Origin of the sequence: Meiothermus cerbereus (assembly GCF_051297115.1) — a bacterium.
GTDB classification, from domain to species: domain Bacteria; phylum Deinococcota; class Deinococci; order Deinococcales; family Thermaceae; genus Meiothermus; species Meiothermus cerbereus_A.
This window is the reverse complement of the sequence record NZ_JBEVAL010000028.1, coordinates 16790-33804: the sequence shown is the minus strand read 5'-3', so window position 1 is coordinate 33804 and position 17015 is coordinate 16790. Positions and strand designations below refer to the sequence as shown.

Annotated in this window: 16 protein-coding genes and 1 pseudogene; 14 read left to right on the top strand and 3 right to left on the bottom strand. The window is 60.7% G+C overall.

Features of this window, described 5'->3' with window-relative positions; genetic code table 11:
• Positions 1-66 precede the first annotated feature (66 nt).
• From ABWU19_RS07825 to ABWU19_RS07810, 4 genes and pseudogenes are all read left to right on the top strand, one after another.
• Positions 67-1206, top strand: a pseudogene (locus tag ABWU19_RS07825) (GspE/PulE family protein); the annotation flags it as partial.
• A gap of 109 nt (positions 1207-1315) precedes the next feature.
• The gene (locus tag ABWU19_RS07820) at positions 1316-1966 is read left to right on the top strand and encodes an IS1096 element passenger TnpR family protein (RefSeq protein ID WP_435901146.1); all 651 of its coding nucleotides are present in this window, start codon (positions 1316-1318) and stop codon (positions 1964-1966) included.
• A 50-nt stretch (positions 1967-2016) separates the two neighbouring features.
• On the top strand, positions 2017-3375 hold the full coding sequence (locus ABWU19_RS07815) for a dipeptidase (protein WP_435901145.1): 1359 nt from the start codon (positions 2017-2019) through the stop codon (positions 3373-3375).
• A 178-nt stretch (positions 3376-3553) separates the two neighbouring features.
• Positions 3554-4792, top strand: a complete 1239-nt coding sequence (locus ABWU19_RS07810; protein ID WP_435901144.1) for a PEGA domain-containing protein — start codon at positions 3554-3556, stop codon at positions 4790-4792.
• 326 nt (positions 4793-5118) lie between these two features.
• Here ABWU19_RS07810 and ABWU19_RS07805 read toward each other — a convergent pair whose 3' ends face one another.
• Positions 5119-6273, bottom strand: coding sequence for a class I SAM-dependent rRNA methyltransferase (locus tag ABWU19_RS07805; protein ID WP_435901143.1), 1155 nt, complete (start codon positions 6271-6273; stop codon positions 5119-5121).
• 459 nt (positions 6274-6732) lie between these two features.
• Between ABWU19_RS07805 and ABWU19_RS07800 the strand changes: the two genes are divergently transcribed.
• The 10 genes from ABWU19_RS07800 (at position 6733) to ABWU19_RS07755 (ending at position 15932) form a co-directional block, all read left to right on the top strand.
• Complete coding sequence (locus ABWU19_RS07800; RefSeq protein ID WP_435901142.1) at positions 6733-7047, top strand: V-type ATPase subunit subunit G family protein; 315 nt, start codon at positions 6733-6735, stop codon at positions 7045-7047.
• A gap of 8 nt (positions 7048-7055) precedes the next feature.
• Entirely contained in the window at positions 7056-9068 is a 2013-nt protein-coding gene (locus ABWU19_RS07795; protein WP_435901147.1) for a V-type ATP synthase subunit I, read from the top strand.
• A gap of 76 nt (positions 9069-9144) precedes the next feature.
• Entirely contained in the window at positions 9145-9441 is a 297-nt protein-coding gene (locus ABWU19_RS07790) for a F0F1 ATP synthase subunit C (protein ID WP_435901141.1), read from the top strand.
• Between the two features lie 78 nt (positions 9442-9519).
• Entirely contained in the window at positions 9520-10086 is a 567-nt protein-coding gene (locus tag ABWU19_RS07785) for a V-type ATP synthase subunit E (RefSeq protein WP_435901140.1), read from the top strand.
• Between the two features lies 1 nt (position 10087).
• Positions 10088-11074, top strand: coding sequence for a V-type ATPase subunit (locus ABWU19_RS07780; RefSeq protein WP_435901139.1), 987 nt, complete (start codon positions 10088-10090; stop codon positions 11072-11074).
• Complete coding sequence (locus tag ABWU19_RS07775; protein ID WP_435901138.1) at positions 11071-11391, top strand: V-type ATP synthase subunit F; 321 nt, start codon at positions 11071-11073, stop codon at positions 11389-11391. The genes ABWU19_RS07780 and ABWU19_RS07775 overlap by 4 nt, the downstream gene beginning before the upstream one ends.
• Positions 11392-11465: 74 nt before the next feature.
• Positions 11466-13202 (top strand): V-type ATP synthase subunit A, encoded by a 1737-nt coding sequence (locus ABWU19_RS07770; protein ID WP_435901137.1) that lies wholly within the window; start codon positions 11466-11468, stop codon positions 13200-13202.
• A gap of 10 nt (positions 13203-13212) precedes the next feature.
• A complete protein-coding gene (locus ABWU19_RS07765) occupies positions 13213-14613 on the top strand; it encodes a V-type ATP synthase subunit B (RefSeq protein ID WP_027876220.1) in 1401 nt (466 codons plus the stop codon).
• Positions 14614-14723: 110 nt separating this feature from the next.
• Positions 14724-15389, top strand: a complete 666-nt coding sequence (locus ABWU19_RS07760; protein ID WP_435901136.1) for a V-type ATP synthase subunit D — start codon at positions 14724-14726, stop codon at positions 15387-15389.
• Positions 15390-15581: 192 nt separating this feature from the next.
• Positions 15582-15932: a hypothetical protein gene (locus ABWU19_RS07755; RefSeq protein WP_435901135.1), complete on the top strand. Its 351-nt coding sequence runs from the start codon at positions 15582-15584 to the stop codon at positions 15930-15932.
• Here the strand turns inward: ABWU19_RS07755 and ABWU19_RS07750 are convergent.
• Entirely contained in the window at positions 15899-16666 is a 768-nt protein-coding gene (locus ABWU19_RS07750) for a carbon-nitrogen hydrolase family protein (protein ID WP_435901134.1), read from the bottom strand. The genes ABWU19_RS07755 and ABWU19_RS07750 overlap by 34 nt on opposite strands.
• Positions 16663-17010 carry a hypothetical protein gene (locus ABWU19_RS07745; RefSeq protein WP_435901133.1) on the bottom strand — a complete coding sequence of 116 codons (348 nt, stop codon included), beginning with the start codon at positions 17008-17010 and terminating at the stop codon, positions 16663-16665. Before ABWU19_RS07745 ends, ABWU19_RS07750 begins: the two co-directional genes overlap by 4 nt.
• Between the last annotated feature and the right edge of the window lie 5 nt (positions 17011-17015).

Genomic DNA, 17015 nt, shown 5'->3' with positions numbered 1-17015 from the left:
CAGCAGCCCCTTTCAAGTGGTCCCGGTGCATAAGGAATCCCCAGGGCGCATAACTGCAAGTTTTGAGTTAACAGCATCATCCGCGAGGCTTTTTTGCAGGAGGCTTCAGATATCCATATCGAGCCACGCCAGTCCGACATCCTGGTGCGCATCCGAATTGACGGCAGCCTGCGGGAATACATGCGCTTGCCCAAGGGGGCCGGGCCAGCAGTTGCCTCGAGGGTCAAGATTATGTCTAACCTGGACATTGCCGAACGGCGGCTGCCCCAGGACGGGCGGGTGCGTTACCGCGACCGCTCAATTGACCTGGACCTGCGCCTTTCTACCCTGCCTACCGTATATGGCGAAAAAATCGTGATGCGCCTCTTGCGCAAGGCCGCCGACATTCCCGAAATCGAGCAACTGGGTTTTGCTCCCGATGTTTTCCAGCGCTTCGAGGACGTCATCTCGAAGCCTTATGGCATCTTCCTAATTACCGGGCCCACGGGCTCGGGCAAGTCCTTTACCACCTTCAGTGTTCTGAAGCGCATTGCCACCCCCGACAAAAACACCACCACCATCGAAGACCCGGTGGAGTACGAAATTCCTGGCATCAACCAGACCCAGGTTAACCCGGTCGCGGGCCTGACCTTTGCCAAGGCCCTGCGGAGCTTCTTGCGCCAGGACCCCGACATTATCATGGTGGGTGAGATCCGCGACTCCGAAACTGCCAAAATTGCCACGGAGGCAGCCCTTACCGGTCACCTGGTCATTGCCACGCTGCACACCAACGACTCAGCGGGGGCCGTAACCCGTCTGGACGAGATGGGGGTAGAGCTTTTTAACATCTCGGCGGCCCTGGTAGGGGTGCTGGCCCAGCGCCTGGTGCGCAAGATCTGTGAGCATTGCAAGATTCAGGTCGAGCCTGACCCCAGCGTACTGCGCCGCCTGGGTTTGTCCAAAGAGGACCTGCGCGGCAAGACCCTTTACAAAGGGACAGGTTGCGATAAGTGCAACGGTACAGGTTATAAGGGCCGTGCGGCCATCCACGAACTCATGGTGCTGGATGACGAGATTCGGCGGGCCATTGTGGAAGGCCAGTCGGCCACCCAGATCAAAGAAATCGCCCGCAAGGGTGGCATGAAAACCCTGCGCGAGGACGGCATCCAGAAGGCTTTCGCGGGCCTGACCACCCTGGAAGAAGTGATGGCCCGCACCAACGAGTGAATCAGGGCCCGCTTTAGGGGTGGTCAGGGGGTATAATTTTGCTATGGCTCGAGCCAAAGCTTCTTACGGGGTATGTAAGCTTTGTGCTTACCGTGGCACCAAGGCCGGCATGACCAAACACCTTGCCCGGTGTGTGGAACAGCAGCCGGCTTCAAGCAAAGGAAAGCCGGTTCGCTTGCTGCACCTTCGGATTGAAGACGCTTATAAGCCCTCGCCCTTCTGGATGGATATCGAGATTAAAGCCAGTGCTTCTTTGCGGGTGCTGGACGATTTCTTGCGCGATATCTGGCTCGAGTGCTGCGGCCACCTGAGCCTGTTCAAAATTGACGGTGTGATTTATGAAGCGGTTATTGACCGCAGCTGGGGACTGGACGACTCAAAATCCATGAGGGTCGCGCTGGACAAGGTGGTGCAGGTGGGCTCGAGCTTTGATTACGAGTACGACTATGGCTCAACCACCGAGCTTCGGCTTAGGGTGCTGGGCGAGCGCAATGCCTACCTGAAGAAAGACCTGCGCCTGCTGGCCCGTAACGAACCTCCGGAGTGGCGGTGTACGGTGTGCGGCCAACCGGCCACCCAGATAGACACCGAGTGCGCCTACGAGATGGACAATCCCTTCTTCTGCGACCTGCATGCCCAGGAGCATGTGGAGCAGCGCCACGACGGTGACGATTACATGTTTTTGCCCGTGGTCAACTCGCCGCGCATGGGAACGTGTGGCTATACAGGCCCTGCCGATGAAAGCCCTTACCTGGCCTAAGGGCGGGTGATCCAACCCTATTTGCGGTGTTGGGCGGTAGAATCTCAGCTATGAGCTGGAAAGACTACTTGCAGCAACACCAGTCCGCCCATCTAGAACACTTCCGCGACTTTCTCGCCATTCCCAGCATCTCGGCCCAGCCCGACCATCAGGCCGACGTGCGCCGGGCGGCGGACTGGCTGGCCGAGCGCTTCCGCAAGGCGGGCTTTACTGCCGAGGTGCTGCCCACCGCCGGACACCCGGTGGTGCTGGCTGAATACTGCCCCTACCCCAACCGGCCCACCGTGCTTTTCTACGGCCACTACGACGTACAGCCCGCCGACAACCCCGAGCGCTGGAACTCCCCGCCCTTCGAACCCACCGTGGTGGATGGGCGTATTGTGGCCCGTGGGGCTTCGGACATGAAGGGCCAGGTGATGGCCTTCCTGCTGGCAACGGAAGCCCTTATTGCCACCGGAAACCTGGGTCTCAACGTCAAGGCTCTGATTGAGGGGGAAGAAGAGATCAGCAGCCCCAGCCTGCCGACTTTTATCGAGCAGAACCGAGCGCGGCTGCGCTGCGACATGATAATTAACGGCGACAGCGGCCAGCTTTCCGAGACCACGCCGCTTTTAAGCCTGGGTGCGCGGGGCATTTGCGGTCTCGAGTTCGACCTGATTGGCCCCAGCCACGACCTGCACTCCGGTTCCTGGGGCGGCCAGGTGCAAAACCCCCTGCATGCCATGGCCGAGCTGATCGCCTCGCTGCACCACCCCGATGGCAGCGTGGCGGTAAAGGGCTTTTACGACGATGTGGAGCCCCTGAGCGCCGAACTGCGGGAGTGGTACAAGCGCATCCCCTGGAACGAAGAGGAGATGAAACAGAAGCTCGGGGTGCCCGAGTTTTATGGTGAAGCGGGTTATACCGCCTGGGAACGCATCACCGGGCGGCCTACGCTCGAGGTCAATGGGATGTGGGGCGGCTATATGGGGCCGGGGGGCATGACCGTGATTCCTTCCACCGCCCACGCCAAAATTACCTGCCGCCTGGTGCCCCAGCAGGATCCGGAGAAAATTGTGGCCCTGGTGCGGGCGCACTTAGAAGAGCGCCTGCCCAAAGGGGTGCGCCTGCAAGTACGGGTCAAGGAGTCGGGTGCCCCGGCCTTCCGCATGCGGGCCGATCACCCGGTGGCCGAGGTCGCCAGGAAAGTGCTTACCGAGCTTTATGGGGTACCGCCGGTGGAGACCATGTTTGGTGGCTCGGTGCCCATTCTAAGTACCCTTAAGCAACTTCTGGGCCACGACCCGGTGAGCTTTGGCTTTGGCCTCGAGGATGAGCTTATTCACTCGCCCAACGAGTTCTTCAGGCTCTCCAGCTTTGAAAAAGGTAAGCAGGGCTATGCCATGCTCCTGATGCGCCTGGCTCGATAGGCGCAGCCAACAAGACAACCCCCTGCTGCCCGGTGACAATCTATAGCTGCTGACCACAGCGGCAACAGGAGGGCAGGCCGCGATAAAGATTGGCTAAACGCCAAGGTTAACGTTGGCTGAATGGCTTCTCACTACTGCCAGAACCTGTATCCTACGCTGGGGGTGGAGGAGGCCACACATGAAGCGAATCTTCTCAACGACCATTGGACTCTTGCTGGCAGGCTCTGCTCTTGCTGCGCCCGAACTCAGCCCTCAGGGCATCATCGTCAACCCGGTGCCCACCGACCTACAGGTGCGGGTCTGGGTCAACAAAGACCCCGGCAAAACCGGCAATCCTGTCTACCAGATTGGGGAGCGCATCCAGGTTTCGGTGCAGGTCAACCAGAACGCTTACGTGTACATCTTCAGCGTCAAGTCGACGGGCGAGATTGGCCTGATCTTGCCCAACGCCTTCGACCAGAACAACCTGTTGCGCTCAGGTGAGACCCGCACCTATCCACCCGCCGTGGGTGCCCGCTACAACCTCGAGGTCGCCGGCCCCGAAGGACAGGATCGGGTGCTGGCCATCGCCAGCCGCCAGCCCTTGTCGCTGGCCCAGATTGCCGACATCCAGACGGGTCGGGTGAACGTGCAGGGCGCAGATAACCTGGCTCGAGCCCTCTCGATTGTGGTCACGCCGCTGCCCCAACAGGACTGGGTTTCCAACGTGGCTTTCTTTATAGTGGGGCGGGCCGCGGTTACCCCTGTACAGCCCGTACAACCCGTACAACCTGGTACCGGAACTCTTAGCATCAACTCGAGCCCGTCAGGAGCTCAGGTTTTGCTAGAAGGCCGGTTGGTGGGCAGCACCCCCCTTAGCCTGGTTCTGCGCCCGGGCCGTGTGGATGTGGAGCTGCGCCTGGGGGGTTACCAGTCCTTCCGCACCTCGGCCCAGATTCGACCTGGCGAGACTACCGTCATCAATGCCAACCTGATTGCAGTGGTGCAGAATGGTCTGCTGCAAATCAACTCCAACCCCCCGGGGGTGCAGGTGCTGCTGGGTGGCCGGGTGGTGGGCAACACGCCGCTTAACCTGACCGTGCAACCAGGCCGCTACGAGGTCGAACTGCGCCTGAGCGGTTATCAGAACTTCCGCGCAACGGTAAATGTAGGCAGCGGCCAGACCGTGCCGCTGAACGCCACCTTGCAAGCCCTGCGGGGGGCGCTCGAGGTCTTTACCAACGTAGAAGCCCGCATCTTCCTGGATGGGCGCGAGGTGGGCCAGACCCGCAGCGGCTTCCTGCGCCTTGACGAGCTAGAGGGCGGCAGTGTTCAGATAGTGGCCCTGGCCCCTGGCTACCGGGTGGTTTTCCAGGATATCCGCATCGAGGCCGGACGCACGCAACAGGTACGGCTCGACCTGATGCGGGCCAGGTAGTGGCGAACCCCACCTGAGGCTTTCTGTTCGGTGCAGGCCAAAACCGACTGGGTGTAAGCGCAGCTCTCGGCAGTGCTTCAGGTGGGGCCTCAGCAAACCGAACCAAGCAAGCACCTTTTATCGCACGCTTCGCAGAGGTGGCCTCCCATCCGGGAGGCCACTGTGCTGTGTAGAGCGAGCAATCAAACTTGGCATGGGGCTCAATGATTATGGAGAGTTGTGCCTCCCCTTGCTATGCAGGGGGTTCTTGTGCTGCTTTAGGATGGTGGTCTTCGCCATTTTTGCCGCTGCAAAAAACGAGAAGTGGATCACCCCGGAAGACCGCTTTATACGATTTCTAGAAGGGCAAACTTCAAATAATGCGTCTCGGGCACATTGAGCAAGACCGGATGGTCCCAGCCCTGGCCGCGCTTTTCCACCACCCGTACGGTGCGGTGGGCATCGCTGGCGGCCTCGGCGAGCATCTGATAAAACATGGCTTCGCTGAGGTGATGGCTGCACGAGGCGGTGGCCAGAATTCCGCCGCGGGGCAGCAGCTTCATGGCCCGCAGGTTAACTTCTTTGTAAGCAGCATAGGCCCGCTCGAGGTCGCGCCTGCTTTTGGCAAAGGCCGGGGGGTCGAGCACAATCAGGTCGTAATGGGCTCTGCGCCGCTCTTCCTCGCGCAAAAACTCAAAAGCATTGGCCTCTTTGAAGGTGATGTTGGACAGGCGGTTGGCCTGGGCATTCTGCTGGGCCCTTTGCAGCGCGACAGCCGAGCTGTCCACTGCCACAACCTGCTCAAAGCCCTGGGCCAGATGCAAGGCAAAGGAGCCGTGGTAACTAAAGACGTCCAGGGCGGTTTTTCCTCTGTAGCTTTGTAACCGAATGCGGTTGTCGCGCTGGTCAATGAAAGCCCCGGTTTTCTGGCCCTCTTTAAGGTCGACCCGGTACAGAATGGCGCCCTCCCGCACCATCACCGCGTCGGGCACCTGACCCAGCAGGGGCTTGACCTCTAAGGGAAGGCCCTCGAGGCTACGGGATTTATGGTTGTTCTTGGCCAACAAACTTTGCAGGGCAACCTCGCTTCGAATAACTTCCACCAAAGCCTCAGTAAGCGGCTCTAAGGCCGCCGAGCCTACCTGTAAGACCCCGTGGCCGGCGTAATAGTCGAGCACCAGGGCCGGGAGCAGGTCGCCCTCGGCGTGTGCCAGCCGGAAGGCCCCCTGGGGTTCTTCCGTTATGGCTTTTTTGCGTTGTCTCAGGGCTTTGCGGAGGTTGTCCAGCAAGACCTCCTGGGGCCGCTCGGCTTTATCGAAGCTAAAAGCCCGCACGGTGATTTCGGAAGTGGGGTTATACAGGGCCAAGGCCAACACCCCTGCGCCTGCTTGAACAGGGTATAGGCCGGGCTCTTTGGGTCCCCCCACCACATCGCTGCGATAAACCCAGGGATGACGGGCCATCAGCCGGGCTGCACCTCTGGCATTAACTCGAATATTCATTTCGTGGTACCGGCTTCACAATAAGATGGCCTGCAACATCTTTGTAAAGCTCAGCAAACTCCTTTCTGTGGGGCAGATGTCTTTAACGATAGAAGATCTACCCAAACCCGGTATGAGTCTACCGCTTCTAGCTGCGGGTGCCATACAGCGGGATACGACGGCTCTGCAACCATACGGCTGTCTCGTACTCCCAAGCTCCTGCAAATCGTAATTGTTTTGGATGATGTGGAAACTTGGCCATGCTTTGCCATTGCCTGTGAGGTTCTAGGACTTCAGGGGGCACCTTAATGAATGTTTTTATACGATGCTTTGTTCAAACTGGCTATTGTATGCTATCTCGCGTTGACACGAGTCCCAAGGAATCGCTATGATTCTTGGGGTTCATTTTTGAGCAAGTTTTCACTTGCTCACTTTCCCGCTGTACAGACCTAAAACGATGGTGGCAAGAAAGGAGGGAACGTGGCTGGATCAGGACTCATAAAAAGCCTAGCGGAGCGTGAACAAGCCCTGGCTAAGCAGCTTGAGGAGGCCAAGCGGGCCGCGGCAGCCAAAGTCCAGGAGGCCGAGCTTAAGGCCGCCCAGATTATGGCGGAAGCTGAGCAGGCCGCACAGGACTTGGAAGCGCAGTTTCGAACCCGTACCGCCGAAGCGGTGGCCAGGATTGAAAGCGAAGCCAGGGCCAGGGCCGAAGCGGAGGCCAGGGCCATTAGCGAAGCGGCAACTGCGAAGGTGGCCGAGGCGGTTCAGGCGGTGCTTAAGGAGGTACTGCCTTGATCGCTCCCATGGAGAAGCTGATTGTGGCTGGCCCCAAGCGGCTGGCCCGGGAGCTTTTGGCTGAGCTGCAAAAAGCCGGAGTGGTGCACATTGACCCCTTGCGCCCCGATGAGCTGGGCGAGTACCGCTTGTCCCCAACCGAAGAAGCCGAACTTAAGCGTTGGGAAGCTGTGGTCTCGCAGGCCGAGCAGTCGCTGGCGGTGGCCGGTCTGACCCCACTGGCGGGTGGCAAGCAGTTTGCGGGGTCGCTCGAGGAGGCCGAGGCCACCCTTCGTCCGGTGGCTCGTCGGGCCGAGGTGCTGGGCAAAGAGCGGGCGGTGCTGGAAGAAGAAATCCAGACCATCGAGCTGTTCGGTAAAGCTGTCGAAAAGCTGGCTGCGCTGGTGCAGGGGCTGGACGAGAGCCCCCGGCTGGGGGTGATCCCGTTTTTGCTGGCCAAGCCGGAAGAACTCGAGCCGGTGCGTAAGGCCCTGCAGGATGCCCTGGGCGACCGTTTCATACTCGAGGCCGAGCCCCTGGAAAACCAGGTGGCTGCGGTAGTGGTGGTCAGGCGTGGCGAACTCGAGCAGGCCCGCTCGAGCCTTTCCCGCTTGGGTCTGGCCGAACTGCGCCTTCCCGGCAACTACGGTACCCTGTCCATCACCAAGGCCGCAGCCCGCATGAAAGAACGGGCCAAGCTGGCCCCCGAAGAGCTATTGGGTATCCGCGAAGAGATCACCCGGCTCTCGAGGGAGTCCAAAGAAGCCCTGCTGCTTTTGTGGGCTCGAGCCAAGGACGAGGTGGCCCGCTACAAGACCTCTGCCGATATGGCAGCGGGCAAGTACGGGGTTGCCCTTATGGGCTGGGTTCCCCAAAAATCCAAGGGTAAGGTGGAGGAAGCCCTGGGCCGTCTGCGCGAGCAGATTGTCTATACTTTTGAACCCGTAGACGAGCACCACGAGGGACATCAGGTTCCCGTAACCCTGGAAAACCCAGCCTGGGCCAGGCCATTTGAGCTTTTGCATGGCTTCCTTAATACCCCCGCCTACGGCGGGCACGACCCCACCCTGATGATCGCCATCTTCTTCCCGCTGTTTTTCGGCATCGTGGTTGGGGATATCGGCATAGGCCTACTGTTCTTGCTGGCTGCCCTCTGGATGGCTGGTAAAGCCCGGCGCGGCGAGACCCTGCGCATCGATTTTCTTGGGGCGGCTTTCGGCCCTGATGTGCTGGGTAAGCTCTCCATCATTGGAAAATGGATGGCGGGCTGGGCCATCTTCTGGGGGGTGCTGTACGGGGAGTTCTTCGGAACCTTCCTGGAGAAGCTGCGCCTTCCTGGCATGTTTGGCCTGAAGGACGGCTGGCGGGTCTTCTATCCGACTGGCCCTGGCTACGATCCCGAAAAGTACTATGGCCTGATCCCCATGGTCATCAACCGCCTGGATTTCGCCCAAACCGCCAATGGCCTGATGGTCTTTGCCATTATGTTTGGGGTTTTTCAGGTTCTGTACGCTTTCTTCTTGCGTATGCGCCTGGGGCTCAAGCACGGCCACATGAAGCACTTCTGGGAAGGCTTCGGCTATTTCTCGGGTCTGGTGGGTCTGGTGGCCTTCGCCTACAACTTCCTTACCCAGGCCAACATCGCCATCCTGAACATCGTCTTTGTGGTGGGCATCATCCTCTTCCTGGTAGGCGTGGCCCTCTCGCGTGAAGTGCTGATGATTGCTGAGCTACCCGGTAAGGGTGGGCAGATTCTAAGCTATATCCGTTTGTACGCGGTGGGGGTGGCAGGGGGTGTGTTGGCCAGCCTGGCCAACCAGGTGGGCTTTGGCCTGGCGGAGCGTTTTGGCTTTATTGGTGGTGTGCTGGGATTTTTTATCGGTCTGATCCTGATCCTGGCGATCATCGTCATTACCACCCTGGGCCACGTGATCCAACCCATCCGTTTGCTGTGGATTGAGTTTTCCACCAACTTTGGCTTTTTCGAGGAGACTGGCCGGCAGTACAAGCCCTTTAAGTCGGTCAAGGAGCAAAATAGCTAGGGGTGCATGGCACCCAGTAAACCCGTCCATAATGTGCTTTGAGCACATGGAACCAAGTACCAAAAGGAGAGAAACCATGAAGAGTGTAAAGCTAACCAAGACCCTCTTGATCGTCGCTGTTGCCATTCTTGCCACTGTAGCCTTTGCCGCCGAGGAAGGTGCCGCTGCGGGTTCTTCCCTGGCTGCCATCGGTAAGGGTCTGGCCATCGGCCTGGGCCTGCTTGGTACCGGTATGGCCCAAACCGCCATTGGTGCGGCAGCTGTGGGGGCAGTGGCGGAGGACCGCCGCAACTTCGGTACGGCCCTGATCTTCTTCCTGATTCCCGAAACGCTTGCCATCTTCGGTCTGGCTTTCTCGTTCCTCATCAACTAACCCCGATGGCCGATGGCGCATAGCTCTCTACGGGCTAGCCGCTATCGGCCAAGGGCAAGAAGCACAAAGAGGAGCAAAATGTCAAAACTTGAAGATATTCTGCAAGGCGAAGTGGCCGCCGAAATAGGCGTGATTGCCGCAGAGGCTGAGGCCAGGGCTAAAGCGATTGTAGATGCCGCAATGGCCAGAGCCGAGGCACTCAAAGCAAACAAGCAGCGCCAGCTCGAGGCCGACCATGCAGCCGCTTTGCGCAGGGCCGAGAGCGCCGCCGAACTACTGCTGAGCCAGGCCCGCATTACGGCCAGGGGCCAGGTCATGGAGCGGGTTCGGGCCGAGGTGGGGGACAGCCTGCAACAACTGACCCAAAAGCCCGAATTTGCCTCCATCCTGCACAAGCTAGCCGATGAGGCTTTGGGCAACATTGGCAAGGCCGAGTCGGCTGTGGTTAATCCGGCCCATGCCAGCTTGTTGAATGAATGGGCCCAGAGCAAAGGTTTGCAACTCAAAACCGACCCCTCCATTCGCGATGGGGTTCGGCTGGTGGCGGTAGGAGGGCGGGCATTCGTACAAAACACCCTGAGCGAGCGCCTCGAGCGGGCCTGGGATGCTTTGTCGGCCAAGGCGGCCAAAGCCATCTGGGGGTAGTGTGCTAACCCGTAACACGTTTGCCTATCTCAACGCCCGCGTGCGCTCGAGGCGAAGCCAGGTAGTTCCAGAGGCCTTTTTTCAACAGGCCCTGAGCCAGTCGTTCCCGGATTTTTTGCGCCTGCTGTCCGAAACGGTTTACGGCGCGGATCTGGTAGGCGACTCCCTGGCTGACGTGGACCGCGCGGTGACCAACCACCTGGCCCGTACAGTGGGTGACCTGCCGGGGCTGGTCTCGGGTGAAATGCGTGCGCTGGTCAGCCTGCCCCTGTTTCGCGCCGACCTGATTAACCTCAAGGCCATCTTGCGGGGTAAACAGAGCAACAAAACGCCCGAGGAGATCAAGGCAACATTGCTGGGTGGAACCCTGAAAGAGCCGCTCATCAACGCCATGATCCAGGCCCCCGATGCGGCCAGCGTGGCCCAGATTCTGCAAGTGCCGGGGCATCCTCTGGCTAAGGCTTTGCGCAATGCAGCAGCAGGTAACCCCGACCTTCTGGCCCTGGAGGTTGCGCTGGATCGGGAGTTTTTTGCAGCCAGTTTTGAGAGGGCCAAGAAGTTAGGGCAGAGCCGGATTTCCGCCTACTTTGCCCTCGAGGTAGATGTAACCAACCTGAACACCGCCTTCAAGCTGCAGGCCCTGGGGGCCAGCCTCCCCAACCTGGATGGCTACTTCATTGCTGGGGGCAGGTACCTGGGCCGCGCGGTGTTTGGCCGAATTGCCTCGGGAGACCTGGCGGCCCTCGATGCGCTGGGCGGTACCCCCCTTGCGCCCGCCATGGGGGCCCGCACCCTGGGCGAGCTCGAGCGGGCCGTGCGGGGAATTATGCTGGCCAGGGCTGCTTCGGGCGCGACCGATAGCCTGGGCGGCGGGTTGGTGCTTGATTACATCCAGCGCAAGCAGTGGGAGGCCAGCCGTATTCGCCTGCTGGCCCGGCGTGCCTACTTCAACCTGCCTGCCGAGGCTGTGGCAAAGGAGATCGCATGAAGATCGGTGTGCTGACCGATATCGAGACGGCCTCCGGCTACCGCATTGCGGGCCTCGAGGCGGTTACGGCTGGCCCCGAGGAGGCCGCCCGGAAGCTCTCGGAGATGATTCAGTCGAACCAGTATGCCCTGATCGCTGTAGACCAGCGGCTGCTATCCGACCCCAACAAGGCGGTCGAGCGGGTCATGCGGGGGCGCAATGTGCCGGTGCTGCTCTCGCTGCCCAACCTACTCGACACCTTTAGCGGCGCAGGCGATGCCAAGGCCTACATGCGCGCTCTGGTGCGTGAGACGATGGGGTTTGACATCAAGCTATAAGCCCATAGCCGATGCTGGGCAGCTATCATCAAGAAGTCATTTGCTGCGAGCTAAGAGCATCCGAAGGAGGATACGTGGGAGTCATCAAAAAAATCGCAGGGCCGGCGGTCATTGCCGAGAACCTGCAAGGCGCCAAGATGTACGACATCGTGCGCGTCGGTAATGAAAAGCTGGTGGGTGAGATCATCCGCTTGGATGGTAACACCTGCTTTATTCAGGTCTACGAAGACACCAACGGCCTCAAAGTCGGCGAGCCGGTGGTTACGACGGGCCTGCCCCTGGCCCTGGAGCTGGGGCCGGGCCTTCTGAACGGCATCTTTGACGGGATTTTGCGTCCTCTGGACAAGATCCAGGCCGTTTCGGGCATCTTCATTAGCCGGGGTATCGAGGTTTCCTCGCTGGATCGTACCCGTAAGTGGGACTTCACCCCCATGAAAAAGGTGGGCGACGAGGTCAAAGGGGGCGACATCCTGGGCACGGTGCCCGAGTACAGCTTTACCCACAAGATTCTGGTTCCACCCGATAAGGCGGGCCGCATCAAGAGCATTGTGGGTGCAGGCCAGTACACCATCGACGACACCATCGCCGAGCTCGAGGACGGTACCAAGCTGCGCCTGGCCCACTACTGGCCGGTGCGCAAGCCCCGGCCCATCCAGCGCAAGCTTGACCCCAACCAGCCCTTCCTAACCGGGATGCGGATTCTGGACGTGCTCTTCCCGCTGGCCGCGGGGGGTACGGCGGCCATCCCCGGGCCTTTTGGATCGGGTAAGACCGTAACCCAGCAGTCCATCGCCAAGTTCGGTGATGCCAACATCGTGGTGTATGTGGGCTGTGGTGAGCGCGGCAACGAGATGACCGATGTGCTGGTGGAGTTCCCCGAGCTCGAGGATCCCCAGACCGGACGCCCCCTGATGGAGCGCACCATCCTGGTAGCCAACACCTCCAACATGCCGGTAGCGGCCCGCGAGGCCAGCCTGTACACCGGCATCACCCTGGCCGAGTACTTCCGCGACCAGGGCTACAAGGTCTCGCTGATGGCCGACTCCACCAGCCGCTGGGCCGAGGCGCTGCGCGAGATTGCCTCGCGGTTGGAAGAGATGCCCGCCGAGGAAGGCTACCCGCCCTACCTGGCCTCGCGCCTTTCCAGCTTCTACGAACGGGCCGGCAAGGTGGTTACCCTGGCCGGGGAGCAGGGTGCGGTTTCGGTGATTGGGGCGGTCTCGCCGGCGGGCGGCGACTTCTCCGAGCCCGTCACCCAGTCCACCCTGCGTATTACCGGGGGTTTCTGGGCGCTGGACGCGCAATTGGCTCGAGCCCGGCACTTCCCCGCCATCAACTGGGCCCGCTCGTACTCCTTGTTCCTGGGCAGTCTCGAGTCGTGGTACCGCGAGAACGTGGCCCCGGACTACCCCGAGGTGCGCACCCAGATCATCACCCTGTTGCAGCGTGAGGCCGAGCTACAGCAGGTGGTGCAGCTCGTGGGCCCCGATGCCCTGCAGGATGCCGAGCGGCTGAGCCTGGAAATTGGCCGTATCGCCCGTGAAGACTTCCTGCAACAAAACGGCTACGACCCGGTGGATGCTAGCTGCTCGATGGCCAAGGCCTACGGTATCATGCAGATGATTATTGCGGCCTATAAGCAGGGCGAGCTGGCCCTGGCCAAGGGGGCTACCATCTCGGACTTCCTGAACGACCCGGTGATCGAGAAAATCGGGCGGGCGCGTTACGTGCCCGAGGCCGAGTTCCCCGCCTACAAGGCCGAGTTCGACCAGATGATCAAGACCGCCTTCTTGGGTGCGGTCAAGGCGTAAGGGGGTTCTGATGCTCAAAAAAGAATATAACGCCGTAACTTACGTCTCCGGCCCGCTTTTGTTTCTGGAAGGGGCCTCCGACCTGGCCTACGGCGCCATTGTGAACATTGACGACGGCACTGGCCGCATTCGCGGCGGCCAGGTGATCGAGGTCTCCGACCAGTACACGGTTTTGCAGGTCTTCGAGGAAACCTCGGGGCTGAACCTCGAGCACACTACGGTTTCGCTGGTGGAAGACGTGGCCCGCCTGGGCGTGTCCAAGGAGATGGTGGGCCGGGCCTTCAACGGTATCGGCAAGCCCATTGACGGCCTGCCCCCGGTGGTGGCCGATAAGCGCCTGCCCATCAACGGCGCACCCATCAACCCGGTAGCCCGCGAGAAGCCCGAGGAGTTCATTCAGACCGGGGTTAGCGCCATTGACGTCAACATGACCCTGGTGCGCGGCCAGAAGCTGCCCATCTTCTCCGGTTCCGGTCTGCCGCACAACGAGCTGGCCGCCCAGATTGCCCGTCAGGCCAAGGTGCTGGGGGAGGGCGAGGGCTTCGCGGTGGTGTTTGCCGCAATGGGCATTACCCAGCGCGAGGTGAGCTACTTCATGCAGGAGTTTGAGCGCACGGGGGCCCTCTCCCGCTCGGTGCTCTTCCTCAATAAGGCCGATGACCCCACCGTGGAGCGCCTGCTGACCCCCCGGATGGCCCTCACCGCCGCCGAGTACCTGGCCTTCGAGCACGACTACCACGTGCTGGTGATCCTCACCGACCTGACCAACTACTGCGAGGCCCTGCGCGAGATTGGTGGGGCCCGGGAAGAGATTCCGGGCCGCCGCGGTTACCCCGGCTACATGTACACCGACCTGGCCTCGCTCTACGAGCGCGCGGGTGTGGTGCACGGCAAGAAGGGCTCGGTGACGCAGATCCCCATCCTCTCCATGCCCGGCGACGACATCACCCACCCCATCCCCGACCTGACCGGCTACATCACCGAAGGCCAGATTTTCATTGCGCGCGACCTGGCCCAGCAGGGCATCTTCCCGCCCATCAACGTGCAGCCCAGCCTCTCGCGCCTGATGAACAACGGTATCGGCAAGGGCAAGACCCGCGCCGACCACAAGGAGCTGGCCGACCAGCTTTTCAGCTCCTACGCCCGCGGGGTGAACCTGCGCCGTCTGGTGGCCATCACCGGTGAGGATGCCCTGACCGAGATGGACAAGAAGTACCTGCGCTTCGCCACCAACTTCGAGCAGAAGTTCATCAACCAGGGCCAGAAGGAGCGCTCCATCGAGGAGAGCCTGAACATCGGCTGGGCCCTGCTCGCCGACTTCCCGCCCTCTGAGCTCAAGCGTATTCGTCGCGAGTACATCGAGCAGTACCACCAGAAGACCGGCAAGCTTGAAGAGCTGGTGGGAGCTTAACGCATGAAAGGCGTGGAAAGTAGAAAGAGAAAAGTAAAGTCAAGGGCTCTTGGGTTTCCTTTCCACTTTTCTCTTTTCTCGCCTTTTAGGGGTTAACTTAGGGGTTAAGTATGGCTGAACCTGTTTCACCGACCCGCTCCACCTTGCTGGCCAAACGCGACCAGAAGCGGCTGGCCTTGCAAGGCGTGGAACTGCTAAAAAACAAGCGGGACGCCCTGATTGGCGAGTTTTTCGCCCTGGTGCAAGACTCGCTCAAAGCCCGCGAGGCCCTCAACAACGCTGCCAAGGAGGCGTACTTCAGCCTGCTTATTGCCAAGGCTTTCGATACCCCCGAGGCGGTGGAGTCGCTTTCGGGCAACCCCATCGAGGTGCAGATAGAGGTGGAGAGCCTTTACGGGGTGAAGGTGCCTAAGATCACGGCTCCTGCTTCGAGCGGCACTTTGGCTTTCAGCCCGATTGGGGTAGGGGCCAAGACCCTGGAGGCAGCGACGGCCTTCCGCCGTCTGGCCGAGGCCATTATTGCTGTGGCCAACACCGAGAACCGCCTGCGGAAAATTGGTGAGGAGATCAAGAAAACCAACCGCCGGGTGAATGCCTTGGAGCAGATCTCCATCCCCGAGATTAACGAGCAGATCAAGTTCATCACCGACACCCTCGACCAGCGCGCTTTGGAAGAGGTGACCACCCTCAAGCGCATCAAGGCTGCCATTCTGGCCCGCGATGCCGAGGAGCTGGGCATTGTCTCGGCGCATATCGAGAAAGGCGCTGGGTTGTAGGGAACCACGCAGTTTGCTTACCCCGCCGAAAGGCGGGGTTTTTGGTTCACCCAGCCTGTTTTCTGGGTGCGCTCGAGTGCTTCAAAGGCGACCAAGCGGTTTTCGTTCCCAAATCAAAACGGAGTGCAGAACTCTCTTTTTACTGTTGGGAATGGCGACCACAAGGAGAACCACGCGATAGAATGAGCCGCAATGCTTGATTTTGTCGTCGGACTGGGGTTGTTCTTGCTGGCATTGGTGGTGGTGCGCCGCTCGGGCTGGGCCTGGGGGGTGGTAGGGGTCTGGCTCAACCTGCTGTGGTTTATTTACCAGAACGAGCTGGGGCAGGGCTGGCTGTTTTATATGCGCGGGGTGGGGCTGGCCTTTGTGCTGGCGGCGGGCTATCGGCAGTATGGGCTGGCCTGGGCCCTGCTGCCCTGGCCGCTGCTCCTGGTGGGGCGTTTTGAGGTACAGATGCTCTGGCCCTACTTTCCTGCCTGGGGGGAAGGGCTGATGCTGGGGGCGGTGTTTTACTTGCTGGTGGGGCTTTTCAAAAGGCCCTGATACAGCTCGGGGCGGCGCTGGGGGAAGACGGGGAAGTCCTGGCGCAACTTGGTGGGATAACTGGGGTCTAGCACCACCGCGCCAAGCCCTTCGCTTTCTACCCGCAGCAGCTCCATACCCAGGGGATCTATAGCCAGACTGGGCGCACCAAAGGGCTCTTCGGCGTGGTTGACCGCAACCAGGTAGGCCTGGTTTTCGGCGGCCCGGGCTTTGCAAAAAAGCTCCCAGGCATAGCTGCGGCTCATGGGCCAGGCCGAGGGAATCAGGAACAGACTCACCCCCTGTAGGGCATAGGCACGAAAGAGCTCGGGGAAGCGCAGGTCGAAGCAGATGGCGATGCCGACCTTGAAGCCCCCCAGCTCGAGCGTAACCAAATCCTGCCCCGGAACCATGGTCTCGGGCTCGCCAAAGGCGGGAATCAGGTGGGTTTTGGTGTAGCAGGCCCGCTGGCCCGCTGGCCCCATGACCCTGGCCCGGTTGGCGTGGCGCTCGCCGGCCTGCTCCAGCACCCCGGCGACCAGGGTCATGCCGGTTTGGCTGCAGAATTGCTCGAGGCGCCTCAGCACGGCTGGGGTAAAGGCGGCATCGGCAAAGCGGTAGCCGCTGGGGAATAGCTCGGGCAGCACCGCGACCTGTGCTCCTTCCTGGTGGGCCTGGTGGAGGAGCTCGAGGGCCTTTTCCAGCGTGGCCTGGGGGGTTTCGCGGGTTGCCAGGTGCACTAGGGCTATTTTCATGCTTTCTCCCGTAGGCGGTAGGCCAGATAGGGCAGGCCCAGTCCCAGGGCGCTTCCCAGCAGTGCGGCCCAGAGCTGCCCGCCCACACCCAAGAGCCCTGCGACTGCCTGCGCCAGCACGAGTGCAGCCAGCACCGCCACATAAAGCGGGATGACAAAGGGTTTGCCGCTGCCGTACTGCACCAACCCGGCCCCCACCATGGCCGTTACGGATAAGGTGGCACCGAAGGGGCTGGGCTGTACGAAGAAGAACCAGATAAAGCCAGCTATTCCAGCGTAGATGAGGGTACGGGCCAGCCAGTCGGGTGCCAGCGAGCGCTCCAGGAACGCTGAAAGCTTGCTCAAAACCC

What these genes read in the sequence shown, in the direction of transcription:
- ABWU19_RS07820 (WP_435901146.1), top strand. Translation starts at nt 1,316, where the DNA reads ATGACCAAACACCTTGCCCGGTGTGTGGAACAGCAGCCGGCTTCAAGC.
- ABWU19_RS07815 (WP_435901145.1), top strand. Translation starts at nt 2,017, where the DNA reads ATGAGCTGGAAAGACTACTTGCAGCAACACCAGTCCGCCCATCTAGAA.
- ABWU19_RS07810 (WP_435901144.1), top strand. Translation starts at nt 3,554, where the DNA reads ATGAAGCGAATCTTCTCAACGACCATTGGACTCTTGCTGGCAGGCTCT.
- ABWU19_RS07805 (WP_435901143.1), bottom strand. Translation starts at nt 6,273, where the DNA reads ATGAATATTCGAGTTAATGCCAGAGGTGCAGCCCGGCTGATGGCCCGT.
- ABWU19_RS07795 (WP_435901147.1), top strand. Translation starts at nt 7,056, where the DNA reads ATGGAGAAGCTGATTGTGGCTGGCCCCAAGCGGCTGGCCCGGGAGCTT.
- ABWU19_RS07790 (WP_435901141.1), top strand. Translation starts at nt 9,145, where the DNA reads ATGAAGAGTGTAAAGCTAACCAAGACCCTCTTGATCGTCGCTGTTGCC.
- ABWU19_RS07785 (WP_435901140.1), top strand. Translation starts at nt 9,520, where the DNA reads ATGTCAAAACTTGAAGATATTCTGCAAGGCGAAGTGGCCGCCGAAATA.
- ABWU19_RS07775 (WP_435901138.1), top strand. Translation starts at nt 11,071, where the DNA reads ATGAAGATCGGTGTGCTGACCGATATCGAGACGGCCTCCGGCTACCGC.
- ABWU19_RS07765 (WP_027876220.1), top strand. Translation starts at nt 13,213, where the DNA reads ATGCTCAAAAAAGAATATAACGCCGTAACTTACGTCTCCGGCCCGCTT.
- ABWU19_RS07760 (WP_435901136.1), top strand. Translation starts at nt 14,724, where the DNA reads ATGGCTGAACCTGTTTCACCGACCCGCTCCACCTTGCTGGCCAAACGC.
- ABWU19_RS07755 (WP_435901135.1), top strand. Translation starts at nt 15,582, where the DNA reads ATGCTTGATTTTGTCGTCGGACTGGGGTTGTTCTTGCTGGCATTGGTG.
- ABWU19_RS07750 (WP_435901134.1), bottom strand. Translation starts at nt 16,666, where the DNA reads ATGAAAATAGCCCTAGTGCACCTGGCAACCCGCGAAACCCCCCAGGCC.